Origin of the sequence: Cellulomonas xylanilytica, assembly GCF_007989805.1 — a bacterium.
In the GTDB taxonomy this organism is placed as follows: domain Bacteria; phylum Actinomycetota; class Actinomycetes; order Actinomycetales; family Cellulomonadaceae; genus Cellulomonas; species Cellulomonas xylanilytica.
This window is the reverse complement of the sequence record NZ_BJUB01000008.1, coordinates 49302-66270: the sequence shown is the minus strand read 5'-3', so window position 1 is coordinate 66270 and position 16969 is coordinate 49302. Positions and strand designations below refer to the sequence as shown.

Here is a 16969-nt window from a genome sequence, read left to right as displayed (position 1 = left end):
ACCGAGCCGGCCGAGCGATTGTATCAATGCATTAGTTGATTGATACAGGGAGGTCGTCATGGCCAGCTGGGTCTGGTACATCCTCGTCGCGCTGCTCGTGGCCGGTCTTGCTTGGTCCCTGCGACCCGTGCGCACAGCTGGGCCGGCGACGCCGTCGCAGGCGTGGATCGCCGCCGAGCGGCATGCCCGCCGGGTCTCCGCCGCCGCCTGGGCGGCGCTCGTCCCGCTGCCGGTGCTCCTCGCGGCGGCCCTGACCGGCAGCCTGAGCGGACCGTCACGCGGCGCCGTCGTCGCCGCGCTCCCGGCCGTCGCGGGGATCGCCTTCGTGGCCGTCCACGCCGCCGGCGAGCTGACGTGGCCCCGACCGGCCGGCGCCGTGCGACGGGCAGCGCTCGCCCGGCGACGCATCCGTGACGTGACGCCGCACACCCTCGCCTGGCTGACGGCCGCGTGGTTCGCGGCCCTCGGCGTGCTGCTGACGGTGTGCGCGCTGGCGGCGGGCACCGGGGGCCGCAGCCTGTCGTACGCCCACGCCGACCAGCTGGTCTCGACGGCCAGCCCGTTCCCCGGCGCCTACTACGGCCGGACCATCGTCCCGGCGACGGTCCTGCTGGGTCTCGGGTGCGTCGGCGTCCTCCTCCTCGTCGCTCGACGCGCGGCCGTGTCCGACACCTCCCCCACGGACGACGTGGCGCTGCGCCGGACGTCCGCGGCACGCATCCTGGCGGGTGTCCAGCTGGTCGCGGCGTGCACGCTCGCCGGCTGCCTGTTCTTCGCCGCGAACGCCGTGGCCGCCGTGCAGCCACGCTGGGCGGACGCCTTCGGGCGCGGCAGCTCCGAGGTCGTCGGCACGGTGGGCCGCCTCACCGCGCTGGTGATCGTGATCGTGTCGGTCGTGGTCGCCGTCCGGGCGTCCCGCGCCCGCCCGTCCGCGCCGGCGTCGCAGCGCGCCGAGCCCTACACGCAGCCCGCGCAGGTCGCCGCATGACCGCCCAGCTCGAGGTGGACCTCACCTCCGGCGTGCCCGCGTTCGAGCAGATCCGGGCGCAGGTCGTCGCGCACGTCGCGGCCGGTCGGCTGGTCGCGGGCGACCGGCTGCCCACCATCCGCGCGCTGGCCACCGACCTGGGGCTCGCGGCCGGGACCGTGGCACGCGCGTTCCGCGAGCTCGAGGCGGAGGGCGTCGTCGAGACCCGTCGACGCGCGGGGACCGTCATCGCGGAGGGCGCGTCGGTGCCCACGGACCTCGCACGACGCGCTGCCGAGACGTACGTGTCGGCGGTGCGCGCGGCGGGACTGAGCGACGACGAGGCGCTCGTGCTGGTGCACGGTGCGCTGCTCGGGCGTCAGAGCGAGACGCCCACCAGCACGGGCTCGGGTTCCAGCTCGACGCCGAAGGACGACCGGACGCCGTCGCGCACCTGACGCGCGAGGGCCAGGAGGTCCTCCGCCTTCGCTCCCCCGCGGTTGGTCAGCGCGAGCGTGTGCTTGGTCGACAGGCTGGCCGGTCCCGGCGCGCCGAAGCCCCGGGAGAACCCGGACCGCTCGATGAGCCAGGCCGCGCTCGTCTTGATGCGCTCGTCCTGCGTGGGGAAGCGCGGCGCGTCGTCCGGGAGCTCCGCCGCCGCGTCGGGGGCGAGGAACGGGTTGGTGAAGAACGAGCCGGCGCTCCACGTGTCGTGGTCGTCCCCGTCGAGCACCATGCCCTTGCGGGCCCGCAGCGCCAGCACGGTCTCGCGGACGTCCGCCAGCGGGGCCCGCCTGCCGACCTCGACCCCGAGCGTGCGGGCCAGCTCGGCGTAGGCGATCGGGCGGGACAGCGTGCCGGGGCGCAGCTGGAACGTCACGTCGAGCACCACGTAGCGAGGGGTCGGCGCCCAGGGGGCGCGCGGGTCGGCGGGGTCGGTCTCGCGCATCGACCGCTTCAGCAGCGACGTCCGGTAGCCGAACGCGAGCGTGACGAGCGGGAGCGTCCGGACCTTGCCGCGACCGCGGTCCCAGACCCGGACCGTCGAGATGCTCTGCGACACCTCCTGGCCGTACGCGCCGACGTTCTGCACCGGCGTCGCGCCCGTCGACCCCGGGATGCCGGCCAGCGTCTCGATGCCGGTGAGCTCCTGCTCGACCGCGTACCGGACCACGTCGTCCCACGGCGTCCCGGCGGGGACGGTGAGCGTCGCCCCGGCGCACGCGGAGGCGTCCGGCACCTCGATGCCGCTGCGCACATCCCGCACGACGACGCCGTCGAAGCCGGCGTCGGCGACCAGGAGGTTCGAGCCGCCGCCCAGCACCAGCACTGGCTCCCCGTCGGCGTCGGCTGCGCGGACCGCGTCGATCAGCTCGGCCTCGGTGGACGTCTCGACGTACCGCCGCGGCGGTCCGCCGACGCGCAGCGTCGTGAGGTCCGCGAGGGTCGACGACGAGGTCGTCCGGGCCGGCCACGTGATCGTCGGGGGGACGGACGCCGGCGAGCAGTCGGCCGTGCTCAGCTCTGTCTGCACCCGACCAGGCTAACCCTGGGCCGGCTTCTTCAACGGCGCGGCGGCGTTGACCACCAGCAGGCCGAGCACGATCGGGACGATGATCACCAGCAGCGCGTGCCGGTAGCCGACGTGCTGGGCGAGCAGCCCGAGCAGCGGCGGACCGGCGAGGAACGCGCTGTAGCCGATGGTCGAGACCACGCTCACCCGGGCGGCGGCGCGCACGGGATCGTCCGCCGCGGCGCTCATGCCCACCGGGAACCCGAGCGCGGCCCCGGCGCCCCACGCCACGATGCCGACCACGGCGAGCCACAGCGGCCCGGCCAGGCCGAAGACCAGCAGACCGACCAGCGACAGCGCCGCGGACAGGCGCAGGACCGTGACGCGGCCGTACCGGTCGAGCAGCGTGGTGCCGAACCAGCGCATCGCGGTCATCGCCGTGACGAAGACGGCGAACGCGACCGCGCCGACGGCGTCCTGGACGTCGAAGCCGTCGACGACCGCGAGGCTGACCCAGTCGTTCGCCGAGCCCTCCGTGAGCGCTGCGGCCAGGACGACGAGCCCGATCAGCAGCGTGCGCGGCTCGAGCCACGCGGCGAGCGCACCCCGGGCACCCTTCTGGGGACGTTCGGTCTCGTGCCGGACCTCCGGCTCGTCGACGATCGGCAGGAAGGCACGCACGGCGAACGCGACGCCGATGACGGACAGCACGACAGCGACCGGGATGTGCACCACGACCGGCACGTGCAGGCCGGCGGCGACGGCGGCGACACCGGCCGCGGCGACGGTGCCGAACGAGAACCCGGCGTGGTAGCGGGGCATCACGGTGCGCCCCAGGTGCTGCTCGACCACGGCGCCCTCGACGTTCATCGACGCGTCCCAGACGCCCGTGCCGACGCCGAACAGGACGAGCCCGAAGCCGACGACGAGCACCTGGCCCAGCGCCACGCCGACCGAGGCCACGACCAGGCCGCCGGCGTTCAGGCACGCGAAGGCCAGGACCGTGCGCCGCGCGCCCAGCCGCTCGACGACCATCCCGGACAGGGGCAGCGCCACGAGCGAGCCGACGGAGCCGACGAGCAGCAGCAGCCCCATCTGCGCCGGGGAGAAGTCGAGCCCGTCCCGGATCGCGGGGAGCCGGGCGGCCCAGCTGGCGAAGTTGAACCCGTTGAGGAAGAACACCGCGAACACGGCGATCGACGCCCGTTCGACCGCCCGGGACACGCGCGCGGGCGCGCCCGTCGTGGTCAGCTCGTCGTCGTGTCCCGCTGGCGTCGTCATCGGCCCTCCGGTGCTCATGATGTCGTCCCCGTCAGGGTCAGGGCACGCGCACGAGGAGCATCGGGCGTGTGCGGGGTGGGATCGGGCAGGTCGAGGGCCGTCGGGTCCTCGACGTCATGACGCACGGGCTCGTCCTCGATCGACGGGCTCTCGGGGGCGACCTGGTGGGCGAGCAGGACGCTCGCGACCATCGCCACGGCGATCAGCGCCAGGGCGTGCCGGGCTCCCGTGGACGCGGCCGCGATGCCGAGCAGCGGCGGCGCCGCGATCGAGGCCACCGAGGCGAACGACGACACGACCGCCACGCGGCCGGCGGCCCGCAGCGGGTCGTCGGACGCGGCCGCGATGCCGACGGGCACGGCCAGCGCCGCGCCGAAGCCCCACAGCACGATGCCGGCACCGGCCAGCGCGAAGGTCGGCGCGAACCCGAACAGCAGCAGGCCCACGACGGAGACGACGCCGGAGACGCGCAGCACGTCGACCCGCCCGAACCGGTCGAGCAGGCGCGTGCCGAGCAGCCGGACCAGCGTCATCGCGCCGACGAACACACCGAGCATCGCGCCGCCGACCGCCTCGGACCGGCCGAAGCCGTCGACGACCGCGAGCGACAGCCAGTCGTTGGCGGACCCCTCGGAGAGGGCGGCGGCCATGACGACGACACCGATGAGCAGCGTGCGCGGCTCGCGCCAGGAGTCCAGGGCGGTCGCGACGCGGCGGCGCCGACCGACCGTGGGGGTGCCGACGGACGCGCGGCGGGGTGTGCGCGGCCGGTCGCCCGGCGTGTCCGGGAGGACCAGGCCGCGCAGGGACGCCAGGCGCCAGACGACGGCGAGCGCGGCGACGGCGGTGAACTGCACCGCCACCGGGATGCCGAGGTGCGATGCGGTGGCGCCCAGCGCCGACCCCGCGACCGCACCGATCGAGAACGCCGCGTGGAACTGCGGGATGACGGTGCGACCCATCGCGCGCTCGATGCGGGCGGACTCGACGTTGATCGGCACGTTTCCGAGCGCGACGGCGACGCCGTTGAGGAAGATGCCGACCGCGAGCAGCGCGACCGAGCCGACGGTGGGCCCGACCCCCATGAGTACCAGCGCGACCGCGAGGACGACGGTCGACGCGACGATGCCGGCCCGGCTGCCGAACCGCTGCACCACGACGCCCGACACCGTGACGGTGAGCAGCGCGCCCACGGAGCCGACGAGCAGCAGCAGCCCGAGCTCGGACGTGGACAGGTCGAGCAGGTCGCGGACCGCCGGGATGCGGGCGAGCCAGCTGGAGAATGCGATGCCGGCGAGCGCGAAGAGTCCCATGAGGAGCCAGCGGGCTCGACTCACGGCGGGGGCGGGGTGGTGCACGGGCTCTGCTCCATCGTCCTGGCGTCGGTTCGAATCGATTCGATCGGTGCCCCGTCAGTGATGTCGAATCGATTTGAGGGACCGTGTCATTGTGCGGGTACGCTGGCCGCTGCGTCAAACCTGTGCAAGCAGCCCGCGCGCCGCGTTCCCGCTGGTCCGCGACGCCGATCCGGAGGTCCGACACTGTCTCCGCAACGCCCGACCCTGGCCGACGTCGCCGCTGCGGCGCACGTCTCCGTGTCGACCGCCTCGCTCGCGTTCTCCGGGGCGGGACCGATCGCTGCGGCGACCCGCCAGCGGGTGCTGGACGCCGCGGCGGCGCTCGGCTACTCCGGGCCCAACCCGCTCGGTCGCCAGCTGCGCCGCGGGCGGTCCGGGATCGTGGGCGTGGTCGTCGGCGACTCGCTGCGCCGGTCGTTCCGCGACCCCGTGTCCGTGCAGGTGCTCGACGGCCTCGTCAGCACCCTGGGCCCGCTCGACCTCGGCGTCCTGCTCATCCCCGGCTCGAGCGACCCGAGCGGCCCCGCGGTGGACCCGCTGCTCGAGACCGCCGCCATGGACGTCGCCGTGATCATGTGGGGCGGCACCACCGACGACCCGATGCTCGGTGCGCTGCGCCGGCGCGGGACGCCCACGGTCCTCGTCGAGGGTCAGCACGCGCCGGACGTGGCCACCGTCGGCATCGACGACCGCGGCGGGATGCGCCAGGCGACGGAGCACCTCCTCGAGCTCGGGCACACCCGGATCGCCTCGGTGACCCTTCCCTTCGACCGGTGCCGCGGCGAGGGCCTCGTCCCGCCCGACCAGATGGACCACCTCGACTGGGAGATCACCCGCCGCCGCCTCGCCGGCGTGACCGACGCGGGCGTGACCCCCGTGGCGATCTGGGAGACGCCGGCCTCGCTGGTCGAGCACGGCCGCACCGCCGGGACCGCCCTGCTGTCCGGCCCGGACCGCCCGACGGCCATCGCCTGCCAGTCCGACCTGCTCGCCTCGGGGGTCGTCCTCGCCGCCCGCGAGCTCGGGCTGCGCGTGCCCGAGGACGTGTCCGTCAGCGGGTTCGACGGACTGGACCTGCCCTGGCTCGCGCCGGACGTGCTGACCACCGTCGTGCAGCCGCTGGCCGAGAAGGGCGCGGCCGTCGGCCACGCCGTGGAGGACTTCCTGTCCGGGGCCGGACCGTCCCGCCGCGAGCTTGCGGTCACGCTGCGGATCGGGACGACGACCGGGCCGGCCCCCGACCTCAGCTGAGGCGGACCAGCGCCTGGGCCTTGCCCAGGACCCGGACGCCGTCGACCGAGACGGTGAGGTCGATGCGCGCCGTGCCGGCCTCGGGGTCGAGGGCGCCGACGACGGCGATCACCTCGATGGTCGCCGCACCCGGGTCGGGTACGGGGACGGGGCGCGTGAAGCGCACCTGGTAGTCGAGCACCGCACCGGGGTCCCCGACCCAGTCGGAGACGACGCCGGACGCAGCCCCCATCGTCCACATGCCGTGCGCGATGACGCCGGGCAGGCCGACCGAGGTGGCGACACGGTCGTTCCAGTGGATCGGGTTGAAGTCCCCGCTGGCGCCGGCGTACCGGACCAGGCGGGCGCGGTCGACGGTGATCTCGCGGCGGGCGACCTCGTCGCCGACGGCCAGGGTCATGACTCCTCCGGACGCACGGCCAGCGTGGAGACGACGGTGCACACCGGCTCGCCGCCCTCCGACGCGATCTCGGCACGTGTGGTGATCATGGCGAGGCCGGCACGCACGGTGATGGAGTCGACGTGCAGCACCGTGACCAGGCGGTCACCCGCGTGGATGGGCCGGTGGTGCGTGAAGCGCTCGTCCGCGTGCACGACGCGGCTGAAGTCGATCCCCGCGGCGGGGTCCTCGAACAGCTGGGCCTCGGCCCGCTGGGCCACCACGACGGCGAACGTCGGCGGCGCGATCACGTCGGGATACCCGAGCGCGCGCGCCACCGACGGATCCGTGTGGGCCTGGTGGGAGGCACCGACAGCGTCGGCGAACTCCTGCAGCTTCTGGCGGCCTACCTCGTAGGCAGCGGTCGGCGGGTACTGACGACCCGCGTACCCGACGTCGACCGGCATCGGCCGGAGGTCAGCGGGTCTCGCGGTGCACGGTGTGGCGGTTGTCGCGCGGGCAGAACTTCTTCATCTCGAGACGGTCGGGGTCGTTCCGACGGTTCTTCTTCGTGATGTAGTTCCGCTCCTTGCACTCCGTGCACGCGAGCGTGATCTTCGGGCGGACGTCCGCGCTCTTGCTGGCCATGGTCTTGCCACCTCTCGCACCCGGATGCGGATGCCTGCGATCTCGTCATTGCGCGCCGGCCGACGCGCTGTTGTGTCACTGGAAGTAGCGGGAGCGGGACTCGAACCCGCGACACCACGATTATGAGCCGTGTGCTCTAACCACCTGAGCTACCCCGCCATGTCGATGCGTTCCTGGTCCGTGCCGCGGAATCACGGCACCTTCGTCGAACACACCACAGAGCCCCGAAAGGGAATCGAACCCTTGACCTTCTCCTTACCATGGAGACGCTCTGCCGACTGAGCTATCGGGGCAGCGCGAGCAAGGTTACACGGGCTGCGGGGTGCTCGCGAAATCGGCTCCGCCGGGCGGTCGGACCAGCCGGTACCTAATCGATTCATCTCATGGTCCGCGCCGGTCTCCGCGTGCCACGATCCCGGCCATGCGCCAGCCCCGACGCAGCATCGTTGCTGCCCTCACGCTCTCCGCCGCCCTGCTCAGCACCGCCGCCTGCACGGGCGGCGGCGGTGACGACGGCCAGGAGAACGCCGACCCCGCCGTCACCGCGACGACCCCGGCGTGGCCGACGGCGATCGACCCGACCAGCACGACCGAGCCGATCTACGTCGTCTGGACGGACGTCGTCGAGACCGGCGAGGGCGACACCGCGAAGCTCCAGCCGACGATCGACTCGCTCGGCACCCTCGGCTACCAGACCCTCCCGTGGGACCCGGCCTGCCAGACCGGGGCCGAGGAGCTGCTCGCCGGCCTGACCGGGTTCACGAACCCGCTCGGTGTCGGCGTCGTCTTCGCGTCCGCGCAGGATGCGGGCACGTTCGACACCCTGTACGACGGCAACACCATCTCGCTGACGCCCGGGACGTACACCTGCGGGGCGAGCTCCTGACGCGCGGTTCATGATGGGCTCATGAGCACCCGAGCCCTGATAGTCGTCGACGTCCAGAACGACTTCTGCGAGGGCGGCGCGCTCGCCGTGGACGGCGGGAGCGCCGTCGCCCGCGCCGTGACCGGCTACCTGGCGGACCAGGCGGACCGGTACGCGATGGTCGTGGCCACCCGGGACTGGCACGCACCGCTGCCGGACACGAACGCCGGTCACTTCGCGGTGGACGCGCCGCCGGACTTCGTGACGACGTGGCCGGTGCACTGCGTCGCCGGGACGCCCGGGGCCGAGTACCACCCCGACCTGGCGCTGCCGCCGGGCACCGTGCACGTCCGCAAGGGCCAGAGCCGCCAGGACTACTCCGGGTTCGAGGGTGACGTGGTGGACGCGTCGGGGTCGCTGGCCGACGTGCTGACCGCGGCCGGTGTCACCGACGTCGACGTCGTCGGCCTGGCTACCGACCACTGCGTCACCGCGACCGCGTCGGACGCCGTCTCGGCCGGCTTCACGGCCACCGTCCTGCTCGACCTGACCGCCGCGGTCGCCCTGCCGACCACCCTGCGCGCCGTGGCCAGGCTCGCGGACGAGGGCGTGACGCTGACCGCGAGCGACGCCGGCTGAGCGACCGTCAGCCGCGGACCGCCAGCGCGAACGGCAGGACGGCCGACGCACCGGCCAGCCGCACCTCGCGGGCGGCCACGGTCATGGTCCAGCGGCTGTCGACGAGGTCGTCGACGAGCAGGACGGGTCCGGCAGGGAGCTCCAGCGCGGAGGCGTCCAGACGGCCCCAGACGCCCGCGAGGCGGAACGCGCTGTTGCCGCCCGGCTGCCCGGTCGGGCCGCCGTCCCGCGGCGCCAGGGCGCCCGCGTAGGGCAGCCGGCCGACCTCGGCGAGCCCGCGCGCGAGGGAGTCGACCAGCAGCGGGCGCCGCCGGGACGGGAGCGCGACGACCGCCACCGGGCGCTCGTCCCACTCCCACTGGGCCAGCACCCGCACGCACCCCGCCAGCATCGCGGGCGTGATCGGCGCGTCGGGCGCACCGGCCGCGAACACGTCGCGCAGGGCGGTCCCCCAGCCCAGGTCCGTCAGCCGCGCGAGCGCCCGCCCCTCGACCGCCCGCTCCGCCTCGGGGATCTTGCCGCGCACCGGCACGCCCAGCCGGTCCGCGCCGACCGGCCACTGCGCCCGCGGCTCGACCGGCACACCGACCCGGTCCAGCGAGCGCTCGGCCGACGCGGCGGCGTCCTGCCCGACGTCGGTCGGGTACCAGGGGCCCGCGCAGGAGTCGCAGCGGCCGCAGGGGGTCGCCGTGTCGTCGTTCAGGCTGCGCTGCAGGAACTCCATCCGGCAGCCGTCCGTGCGCTCGTACTCGAGCATGTGCTCCTGCTCGGCCTGCCGTGCGGCGGCGATCCGGGCGTACCGCTCCGCGTCGTAGGTCCACGGCTGCCCGGTGGCCACCCAGCCGCCCTGCACCCGCCGCACGGCACCGTCGACGTCGAGCACCTTGAGCAGCAGCTCCAGCGGCGTGCGCCGGATGTCGACGCGGGCCTCGAGCGCGGGCGTCGACAGCGGCCGGTCCGACAGCTCGGCGATCACGCGCTGCGCCCGGTCCTCGTCGGGCATCGACGCCGTCGCGAAGTACTGCCAGATGTCCCGGTCCTCGGGCCCGGGCAGCAGCAGCACGTCGGCGCTGGCGGTCGCGCGGCCGGCGCGGCCGACCTGCTGGTAGTACGACACCGGCGACGAGGGCGCCCCCAGGTGCAGCACGAAGCCCAGGTCCGGCTTGTCGAAGCCCATGCCCAGCGCGCTCGTCGCGACCAGGGCCTTGACCCGGTTGGCCTTGAGCGCCGCCTCGGACTCCTCCCGCTCGGCGGGGTCCGTCTGGCCGGTGTACGCGCGCACGTCGTGCCCGGCCTCGCGCAGGAGCCGTGCGGTGTCCTGGGCGGCGGCCACCGTGAGCGTGTAGATGATGCCGGAGCCCGGCAGGTCCCCCAGGTGGCTGAGCAGCCAGCCCAGCCGCGCCCGGGCGGTCGGCAGCCGCAGCACCCCGAGCCGCAGCGACGCGCGGGCGAGCGGCCCGCGGATGGTCAGGACCTCCTCGGCGTCGCCCGTGCCCAGCTGCTCGGCGACGTCCGCCACGACGCGGCTGTTGGCGGTCGCCGTCGTCGCCAGCACCGGCACGCCCGCCGGCATCGACGCGATGAGGTCGCGCAGGCGCCGGTAGTCGGGACGGAAGTCATGGCCCCAGTCGCTGATGCAGTGCGCCTCGTCGACGACCAGCAGGCCGAGGCGCCGCACGAGCGCGGGCAGCTGGTTCTCCCGGAACGCGGGGTTGTTCAGGCGCTCCGGGGAGACCAGCAGCACGTCGACCTCGTCGGCACCCAGCCGCTCCAGCAGCTCGTCCCACTCGTGGGCGTTGGTCGAGTTGATCGCCACGGCACGGACCCCCGCGCGCTCGGCGGCGGCGACCTGGTCCCGCATCAGCGCCAGCAGCGGGGACACCAGCACGGTCGGCCCGGCGCCGCGCTGCCGCAGCAGCATCGTCGCGACGAAGTAGACCGCCGACTTGCCCCACCCGGTGCGCTGCACGACGAGCGCGCGGCGGTGGTCGTCGACGAGCGTCTCGATCGCCTCGAACTGGCCGTCGTGGAAGTCGGCGTCGGGGTTGCCGACGAGCAGGCGCAGCACGGCGAGTGCTGACTCACGGGTGGTCTCGGGCACGCGCCCACCCTGCCAGCCCTCGCCCACACCAACGACACGACCCCGGACCGCATCGGTCCGGGGTCGTGGTCACAACGTGGCGGGTGAGGGATTCGAACCCCCGTAGGCGTTGCCAGCTGATTTACAGTCAGCCCCCTTTGGCCACTCGGGTAACCCGCCGGGGATGCCCACCGTACGAGCAGTCGCCTCAGGGGCGAACGCGCGTGCAGCGTGCGGGTGGAAGGATAGCAAGACCCGGGCGGTGCTAGCGAAACAGGGCACGCCCCCGAGCGACCAGCCCGCGTCACCGCGGGCAGCAGGAGGAGAACCATGGCGAGCGAAGCATCGTTCGACGTCGTCAGCAAGGTCGACCGCCAGGAGGTGGACAACGCCCTCAACCAGGCCAGCAAGGAGATCGCGCAGCGGTACGACTTCAAGGGCGTGGGCGCGTCGATCGCGTGGAGCGGCGAGAAGATCCTCATGATCGCCAACTCGTCCGAGCGCGTCCTCGCGGTCCTCGACGTGTTCCAGACCAAGCTGATCCGGCGCGGCATCTCGCTGAAGTCGCTCGACACGGGCGGCGACGACGGTCCCGAGCCCAAGCCGTCCGGCAAGGAGTACCGCCTCGAGGCGCTCATCAAGGAGGGCCTGAGCAGCGAGACCGCCAAGAAGGTGGCCAAGATCATCCGCGACGAGGGGCCCAAGGGCATCAAGACCCAGATCCAGGGCGACGAGCTGCGCGTGACCGGCAAGAGCCGCGACGACCTGCAGAGCGTGATCGCGCTGCTCAAGGGCGCCGACGTCGACGCCGACCTGCAGTTCACCAACTACCGCTGACGCGGCACGGGGCAGCGGTCGTCACGACGCAGGCCGCTGCCTCCTGCCCCCGGTCGACGGAGCGGTGCGGTCGACCTCAGTAGCGCCGGATGCCGTCCTGGGGGCCGGCCTGTGCCTCCAGGCGCGCGATGCGGTCCGCCATCGGCGGGTGCGTCGAGAACAGCCGGGCCATGCCGGCGCCGCGGAACGGGTTCGCGATCATCAGGTGCGAGACGTCGACGAGCTCGCGGTTCTGCGGCAGCGGCCGGGCCCGGGTGCCCTGCTCCAGCTTGCGCAGCGCGGAGGCCAGCGCGAGCGGGTCGCCGGTGAGCCGGGCGCCGTCCTCGTCCGCATCGAACTCGCGGGTGCGCGTGATGGCGAGCTGCACCATCATCGCGGCGATCGGCGCGAGGAACGCCAGGAGCAGGCCGGCGAGGGGGTTGCCGCGGTCGCGGTCGCTCCCGCCGCCGAAGAACAGCGCGAACTGCGCGAGCGAGGTGATCACGCCGGCCACCGCCGCGGCCACCGACGACGTGAGGATGTCCCGGTTGTAGACGTGCATGAGCTCGTGCCCGAGGACGCCCCGGAGCTCGCGCTCGTCGAGGATCTGCAGGATGCCGTCGGTGCAGCAGACCGCGGCGTTCTTCGGGTTCCGGCCGGTGGCGAAGGCGTTGGGCGCGGCCGTCGGCGAGATGTAGAGGCGCGGCATCGGCTGGCGGGCCGCGGTGGAGAGCTCACGCACGATCCGGTACATCGCCGGCTGCTCGATCTCGCTGACCGGGCGGGCCTTCATGGCGCGGATCGCGATCTTGTCGGAGTTCCAGTAGCTGTACGCCGTCGCGACGAGGCCGATCACCGTGAACAGCAGGAGGAACTTGGGGGTGCCGCGGCCGAGCAGCCACCCGATGCCGAGGAGGACGGCCCACAGCACGCCGAACAGTGCTGCCGTCTTCACGCCGTTGAAGTGCCGGTGACCCATGGTTGCTCTCTCTCCTGACTCCTGTGCACCGGTGGAACGCTCGCCGAGGGGACGAGGTTCCCTCGTATCCTGTGCCCGACGCCCCCACGACACCCCCGGAGCACGCCGTGCGCACAGCCCGCTGGACCACTCTCGCCGCCGTCGCCGCCCTGGCGCTGGCGGCCTGTGCCCCCACCGACGACGCGGGCTCGTCCGACGACGCGACCGACGGCGCGCTGTCCACGGTGAAGGACGGGGTCCTGACCATCGCGACCTCCGACCCGGCCTACGAGCCGTGGGTCGTCGACAACGACCCGTCCAGCGGCAAGGGCTTCGAGTCGGCCGTCGCGTACGCGGTCGCGGACGAGCTGGGCTTCGACGAGGACCACGTCGAGTGGACCGTCGCCAGCTTCGACCAGATCATCGCGCCGGGCGCCAAGGACTTCGACGTCGCGATCAACCAGGTGTCGATCAGCGACGAGCGCAAGGCGAACCTCGACTTCTCGTCGCCGTACTACACGACCACCCAGGCCGTCGTGACGCTCGAGGGGTCGGCCGGCGCCGCGGCCACGACGCTCGCCGACCTGAAGGGCCTGAAGATCGGTGCGATGGTCGGCACGACGAGCCTCACCGCGGCCCAGGACACCATCGACCCGACCACCCCGGTGTCCCCGTTCAACGACAACGACCAGGTCAAGCAGGCCCTGACCGCCGGCCTCGTCGACGCGATCGTCGTCGACCTGCCCACCGCGCTCTACATCACGGCCGCGGAGCTCGACGGCGGCATCCTCCTGGGTCAGCTGCCGGACAGCGCCGGCGGCGACGAGTTCGGGCTGGTGCTCGACAAGGGCAGCGCCCTGACCGGACCGGTGACGGACGCCGTGGACGCCCTGCGCGAGGACGGCACGCTGGGCGACCTGGAGGCCGAGTGGCTCACCGACGCCGCAGGTGCACCGGTCCTGCAGTGAGCATCCTGTGAGCTGGACCCCCTCCGAGCGCCAGCAGGAGCGGGACGCCTACCGGCGCAGCCGTGCCCGCCGGTCCACCGCCGTCGCGGTCGTGTCGACCGTGGCGCTGGTCGCGGTCGCCGTCCTCGCGCTCACCTCCTCCCCCGGCTGGCCACGGGTCCGGGCCTCGTTCTTCGACTGGGAGGTCGCGCAGGAGTCGTTCCCCGCGATCCTCGAGGGCCTCTGGCTGAACATCCGGGTCATGGCCGTCAGCGCGGTCCTCATCGTCGTCGTCGCGATGGCCCTCGCCCTCGCGCGCACCCTGCGCGGCCCGGTGTTCTTCCCCGTCCGGGCGCTGGCCACCGGGTACGTCGACGTGTTCCGCGGGCTGCCCCTGATCCTGGTGCTGCTGCTCGTCGGGTTCGGGCTGCCGGGTCTGCGGCTGCAGGGGATCCCGACGTCCGCCGTGGCGCTGGGCACGCTCGCGCTCGTGCTGACGTACTCCGCGTACGTGGCCGAGGTGTTCCGCGCCGGCATCGAGTCGGTGCACCCGTCGCAGGTGGCCGCGGCGCGCTCGCTCGGGCTGACCAGGGCTCAGGCCATGCGCCACGTGGTGCTCCCCCAGGCCGTCCGTCGCGTGGTGCCGCCGCTGCTGAACGACCTCGTCGCCCTGTCCAAGGACTCCGGGCTCATCTCGATCCTCGGCGCCATCGACGCCGTCCGCGCCGCGCAGATCGAGACCGCCCGGTACGCCAACTTCACGCCCTACGTCGTCGCCGGGGTGCTCTTCGTGGCGCTGACCATCCCCCTGACCCGGTTCACCGACGTGCTGGCCCGGCGCTCGGGATGGGTCGGCGCGCAGAGCTCGCTGGCCGGCGGCGGGGCGCTGCGATGAGCCCGGGCCGGCTGCGGGACCCGGGCCTGCAGCACCCACCGACGCTCGACCCGCCGCTGCTGTCCGTGCGCGGGGTCCGCAAGGCCTTCGGCGACCACGTAGTGCTCGACGGCCTGTCGCTCGACGTCCGTTCCCACCAGGTCGTCGTGCTCATCGGCGCGTCCGGCTCGGGCAAGTCGACCCTGCTGCGCTGCATCGACCTGCTCGAGGACGTCGACGACGGCGTCATCGAGCTCGAGGGGCAGGACATCACCGACCCCCGGCTGGACGCCAACGCGGTCCGGGCCCGGATCGGCATGGTGTTCCAGGCGTACAACCTGTTCCCGCACCTGCGCGTGATCGACAACGTGACCCTGGCGCCCCGGCTGGTGCACGGGACGCCGCCCGAGCAGGCCCGTGCGGACGCGCTCGCGGTGCTGGAACGGGTCGGGCTGGCCGCGAAGGCCCAGGCCTTCCCCGACGAGCTGTCCGGCGGTCAGCAGCAGCGCGTCGCGATCGCCCGCGCGCTGGTCGCCAAGCCCGCCGTCATGCTCCTCGACGAGGTCACCAGCGCCCTGGACCCCGAGCTCGTCGGTGAGGTCCTCTCGCTGCTGACCGAGCTCAAGTCGACCGGCCTGACGATGGTCGTCGCCACCCACGAGATGGGCTTCGCGCGCGAGGTCGCCGACGAGGTGTGCTTCCTGCACGAGGGCCGGGTGCACGAGCGCGGCACGCCCGCGCAGGTGTTGGAGAACCCCCGCGAGGAGCGCACCCGCGAGTTCCTCCGCCGCATCACGGGCTGACCCCTCCACCCGGCCAGCAACGGCCGAGCGTGCGCGCCGGACCGCCTGCAGAGACAGCGACGTCCGAGGACGTGGTCGCCGGAGCGATCACGTCCTCGGACGTTGCGGAGAGCGGCTAGGAGCGGCCTAGCGAGATGGACACCATCTCGTCACGCGGGACGAGCTTCACGCGCTCGCGGCCGTGCGGCTGGCCCAGCGAGCGCTCGTACGCGTCCAGGAGCTCCCAGCCCTGCCACGTGATGACCTCGACGCCGCGCCCGTGCAGGAACTCCGTGACGGCCTCGGGCTCACGGTCGGTGGCGGTGTAGAACGCCTCGCCGGCCTCGGCCACGTCCTCGCCGAGGTGGCGGATGGTCTCGGACGCGTCCGACTTGGTGTGCCCGATGAGGCCGACGGGACCGCGCTTGATCCAGCCCGTGGCGTAGACGCCCGGCAGCTGGTCGCCGTCGACGTCGACCACGCGACCCTCGCGGTTCGGGATGACACCGGCGACGTCGTCGAACGGGATGTCCACCAGCGGCGAGCCGAAGTAGCCGACCGCGCGGTACACGGCTTGCACGGGCCAGTCGTGCGTCTGCCCGGTGCCGGTGACGTTGCCGTCGCCGTTCAGCGCGGTGCGCTCGGTGCGGACGCCGACCACGTGGCCGTCCTCGCCGAGGATCTCGACGGGCTTGTGCAGGAAGTGCAGGTGGATGCGCCGGCTCGCGGTGTTCTCCTCCGGCTCCTTCAGCGTCCAGTCGGTGAGGGTCTTGACCACCTGCTTGGTCTGGTTCGACGAGTGGATGGCCGCCATGGAGCCCTCGTCGAAGTCGAAGTCCTCGGGGTAGACGATGACGTCGACGTCGGGGACGTGCCCCAGCTCGCGCAGCTCGAGCGGCGAGAACTTGACCTGCGCCGGGCCGCGGCGCGCGAACAGGTGCACGTCCGTGACCGGTGAGGCCTTGAGGATGTCGTAGACGTTGGCGGGCACCTCGGTGGGCAGCAGGTCGTCGGCGTGCTTGGCCAGGATGCGGGCCACGTCCAGCGCGACGTTGCCGGCGCCGAGGACGGCGACGTGCTGGGCGTCCAGCGGCCACGTGCGGGGGACGTCCGGGTGGCCGTCGTACCAGGACACGAAGTCGGCCGCGCCGTAGGAGCCCTCCAGGTCGATGCCCGGAACCGGCAGCGCGGCGTCGCGGATGGAGCCCGTGGAGAAGATGACGGCGTCGTAGAACTGGCGCAGGTCGTCCAGCTTGAGGTCGGTGCCGTAGTCGACGTTGGCGAGCAGGCGGATGTCGCCGCGCTCCAGCACCTTCTGGAGGGCGACGATGATCTGCTTGATGCGCGGGTGGTCGGGCGCGACGCCGTAGCGGACGAGGCCGAACGGCGCGGGCAGGCGCTCGAAGAGGTCGATGCTGACGTCGAGGTCGGTCTTCGACAGGATGTCGGCGGCGTAGATGCCGGCCGGGCCTGCGCCGACGACGGCCACTCGCAGAGTCGGGGTGCTCACGGGACGCGGGTGCCTTCCGATCAGGGGAGCCCTGCGGGCTGGTGCATCGCGCCGGGTCCCGGCTCGGGCCAGGGACCACCGACGGCACCGTGCAGGACTGT

Annotated in this window: 18 protein-coding genes and 3 tRNA genes; 9 read left to right on the top strand and 12 right to left on the bottom strand. The window is 73.3% G+C overall.

Features of this window, described 5'->3' with window-relative positions:
• Positions 1 to 58: 58 nt before the first annotated feature.
• Positions 59 to 988 (top strand): hypothetical protein, encoded by a 930-nt coding sequence (locus CXY01_RS20885; protein WP_186813404.1) that lies wholly within the window; start codon positions 59 to 61, stop codon positions 986 to 988.
• Positions 985 to 1425, top strand: a complete 441-nt coding sequence (locus CXY01_RS13185; RefSeq protein WP_146927902.1) for a GntR family transcriptional regulator — start codon at positions 985 to 987, stop codon at positions 1423 to 1425. The genes CXY01_RS20885 and CXY01_RS13185 overlap by 4 nt, the downstream gene beginning before the upstream one ends.
• Here the strand turns inward: CXY01_RS13185 and CXY01_RS13180 are convergent.
• The 3 genes from CXY01_RS13180 to CXY01_RS13170 all read right to left on the bottom strand — a co-directional run bounded on the left by CXY01_RS13180 (position 1347) and on the right by CXY01_RS13170 (position 5119).
• Positions 1347 to 2447, bottom strand: a complete 1101-nt coding sequence (locus tag CXY01_RS13180; protein WP_146928084.1) for a UDP-N-acetylmuramate dehydrogenase — start codon at positions 2445 to 2447, stop codon at positions 1347 to 1349. The two genes, CXY01_RS13185 and CXY01_RS13180, sit on opposite strands and share 79 nt — an antisense overlap.
• Positions 2448 to 2510: 63 nt before the next feature.
• A complete protein-coding gene (locus CXY01_RS13175) occupies positions 2511 to 3761 on the bottom strand; it encodes an MFS transporter (RefSeq protein ID WP_146927901.1) in 1251 nt (416 codons plus the stop codon).
• Between the two features lie 14 nt (positions 3762 to 3775).
• Complete coding sequence (locus CXY01_RS13170; protein ID WP_246125329.1) at positions 3776 to 5119, bottom strand: MFS transporter; 1344 nt, start codon at positions 5117 to 5119, stop codon at positions 3776 to 3778.
• 183 nt (positions 5120 to 5302) lie between these two features.
• Here CXY01_RS13170 and CXY01_RS13165 point away from each other — a divergent pair, with 183 nt between their 5' ends.
• The gene (locus CXY01_RS13165; protein ID WP_246125369.1) at positions 5303 to 6370 is read left to right on the top strand and encodes a LacI family DNA-binding transcriptional regulator; all 1068 of its coding nucleotides are present in this window, start codon (positions 5303 to 5305) and stop codon (positions 6368 to 6370) included.
• Here CXY01_RS13165 and CXY01_RS13160 read toward each other — a convergent pair.
• From CXY01_RS13160 to CXY01_RS13140, 5 genes are all read right to left on the bottom strand, one after another.
• Positions 6363 to 6770: a MaoC family dehydratase gene (locus tag CXY01_RS13160; protein WP_146927899.1), complete on the bottom strand. Its 408-nt coding sequence runs from the start codon at positions 6768 to 6770 to the stop codon at positions 6363 to 6365. The genes CXY01_RS13165 and CXY01_RS13160 overlap by 8 nt on opposite strands.
• Positions 6767 to 7216, bottom strand: a complete 450-nt coding sequence (locus CXY01_RS13155) for an FAS1-like dehydratase domain-containing protein (RefSeq protein ID WP_146927898.1) — start codon at positions 7214 to 7216, stop codon at positions 6767 to 6769. Before CXY01_RS13155 ends, CXY01_RS13160 begins: the two co-directional genes overlap by 4 nt.
• Before the next feature lie 10 nt (positions 7217 to 7226).
• Entirely contained in the window at positions 7227 to 7397 is a 171-nt protein-coding gene (gene rpmG / locus CXY01_RS13150) for a 50S ribosomal protein L33 (protein WP_013770136.1), read from the bottom strand.
• Positions 7398 to 7482: 85 nt separating this feature from the next.
• Positions 7483 to 7556 (bottom strand) — tRNA-Met (locus CXY01_RS13145).
• Between the two features lie 61 nt (positions 7557 to 7617).
• A tRNA-Thr gene (locus tag CXY01_RS13140) sits at positions 7618 to 7690 on the bottom strand.
• 128 nt (positions 7691 to 7818) lie between these two features.
• Here CXY01_RS13140 and CXY01_RS13135 point away from each other — a divergent pair.
• A complete protein-coding gene (locus tag CXY01_RS13135) occupies positions 7819 to 8283 on the top strand; it encodes a hypothetical protein (protein ID WP_146927897.1) in 465 nt (154 codons plus the stop codon).
• Positions 8284 to 8304: 21 nt separating this feature from the next.
• Entirely contained in the window at positions 8305 to 8901 is a 597-nt protein-coding gene (locus tag CXY01_RS13130) for an isochorismatase family protein (RefSeq protein WP_146927896.1), read from the top strand.
• Positions 8902 to 8908: 7 nt separating this feature from the next.
• Here CXY01_RS13130 and CXY01_RS13125 read toward each other — a convergent pair whose 3' ends face one another.
• Positions 8909 to 11002 carry a RecQ family ATP-dependent DNA helicase gene (locus tag CXY01_RS13125; RefSeq protein WP_146927895.1) on the bottom strand — a complete coding sequence of 698 codons (2094 nt, stop codon included), beginning with the start codon at positions 11000 to 11002 and terminating at the stop codon, positions 8909 to 8911.
• Positions 11003 to 11079: 77 nt separating this feature from the next.
• Positions 11080 to 11161 (bottom strand) — tRNA-Tyr (locus tag CXY01_RS13120).
• 150 nt (positions 11162 to 11311) lie between these two features.
• On the opposite strand from CXY01_RS13120, the gene CXY01_RS13115 reads away from it, so the two are divergent.
• Positions 11312 to 11818 (top strand): YajQ family cyclic di-GMP-binding protein, encoded by a 507-nt coding sequence (locus tag CXY01_RS13115; RefSeq protein WP_146927894.1) that lies wholly within the window; start codon positions 11312 to 11314, stop codon positions 11816 to 11818.
• A 76-nt stretch (positions 11819 to 11894) separates the two neighbouring features.
• Here the strand turns inward: CXY01_RS13115 and htpX are convergent, their stop codons facing one another.
• Positions 11895 to 12776 carry a zinc metalloprotease HtpX gene (gene htpX / locus CXY01_RS13110; protein ID WP_146927893.1) on the bottom strand — a complete coding sequence of 294 codons (882 nt, stop codon included), beginning with the start codon at positions 12774 to 12776 and terminating at the stop codon, positions 11895 to 11897.
• Positions 12777 to 12883: 107 nt separating this feature from the next.
• Here htpX and CXY01_RS13105 point away from each other — a divergent pair, with 107 nt between their 5' ends.
• Genes CXY01_RS13105 through CXY01_RS13095 form a run of 3 tightly spaced genes read left to right on the top strand, consistent with a single transcriptional unit; the run spans position 12884 to position 15379 of the window.
• A complete protein-coding gene (locus CXY01_RS13105) occupies positions 12884 to 13723 on the top strand; it encodes an ABC transporter substrate-binding protein (protein WP_146927892.1) in 840 nt (279 codons plus the stop codon).
• A gap of 7 nt (positions 13724 to 13730) precedes the next feature.
• A complete protein-coding gene (locus CXY01_RS13100) occupies positions 13731 to 14597 on the top strand; it encodes an amino acid ABC transporter permease (protein ID WP_146927891.1) in 867 nt (288 codons plus the stop codon).
• Positions 14594 to 15379, top strand: a complete 786-nt coding sequence (locus CXY01_RS13095; protein WP_146927890.1) for an amino acid ABC transporter ATP-binding protein — start codon at positions 14594 to 14596, stop codon at positions 15377 to 15379. Before CXY01_RS13100 ends, CXY01_RS13095 begins: the two co-directional genes overlap by 4 nt.
• A 115-nt stretch (positions 15380 to 15494) precedes the next feature.
• Here CXY01_RS13095 and CXY01_RS13090 read toward each other — a convergent pair whose 3' ends face one another.
• Entirely contained in the window at positions 15495 to 16868 is a 1374-nt protein-coding gene (locus tag CXY01_RS13090) for an FAD-dependent oxidoreductase (protein ID WP_146927889.1), read from the bottom strand.
• Positions 16869 to 16969 lie beyond the last annotated feature (101 nt).

Coding starts and splice junctions, on each gene's coding strand:
- rpmG (WP_013770136.1), bottom strand. CDS start 7,397: ATGGCCAGCAAGAGCGCGGACGTCCGCCCGAAGATCACGCTCGCGTGC.
- CXY01_RS13095 (WP_146927890.1), top strand. CDS start 14,594: ATGAGCCCGGGCCGGCTGCGGGACCCGGGCCTGCAGCACCCACCGACG.
- CXY01_RS13185 (WP_146927902.1), top strand. CDS start 985: ATGACCGCCCAGCTCGAGGTGGACCTCACCTCCGGCGTGCCCGCGTTC.
- CXY01_RS13115 (WP_146927894.1), top strand. CDS start 11,312: ATGGCGAGCGAAGCATCGTTCGACGTCGTCAGCAAGGTCGACCGCCAG.
- CXY01_RS13130 (WP_146927896.1), top strand. CDS start 8,305: ATGAGCACCCGAGCCCTGATAGTCGTCGACGTCCAGAACGACTTCTGC.
- CXY01_RS13155 (WP_146927898.1), bottom strand. CDS start 7,216: ATGCCGGTCGACGTCGGGTACGCGGGTCGTCAGTACCCGCCGACCGCT.
- htpX (WP_146927893.1), bottom strand. CDS start 12,776: ATGGGTCACCGGCACTTCAACGGCGTGAAGACGGCAGCACTGTTCGGC.
- CXY01_RS20885 (WP_186813404.1), top strand. CDS start 59: ATGGCCAGCTGGGTCTGGTACATCCTCGTCGCGCTGCTCGTGGCCGGT.
- CXY01_RS13135 (WP_146927897.1), top strand. CDS start 7,819: ATGCGCCAGCCCCGACGCAGCATCGTTGCTGCCCTCACGCTCTCCGCC.
- CXY01_RS13160 (WP_146927899.1), bottom strand. CDS start 6,770: ATGACCCTGGCCGTCGGCGACGAGGTCGCCCGCCGCGAGATCACCGTC.
- CXY01_RS13175 (WP_146927901.1), bottom strand. CDS start 3,761: ATGACGACGCCAGCGGGACACGACGACGAGCTGACCACGACGGGCGCG.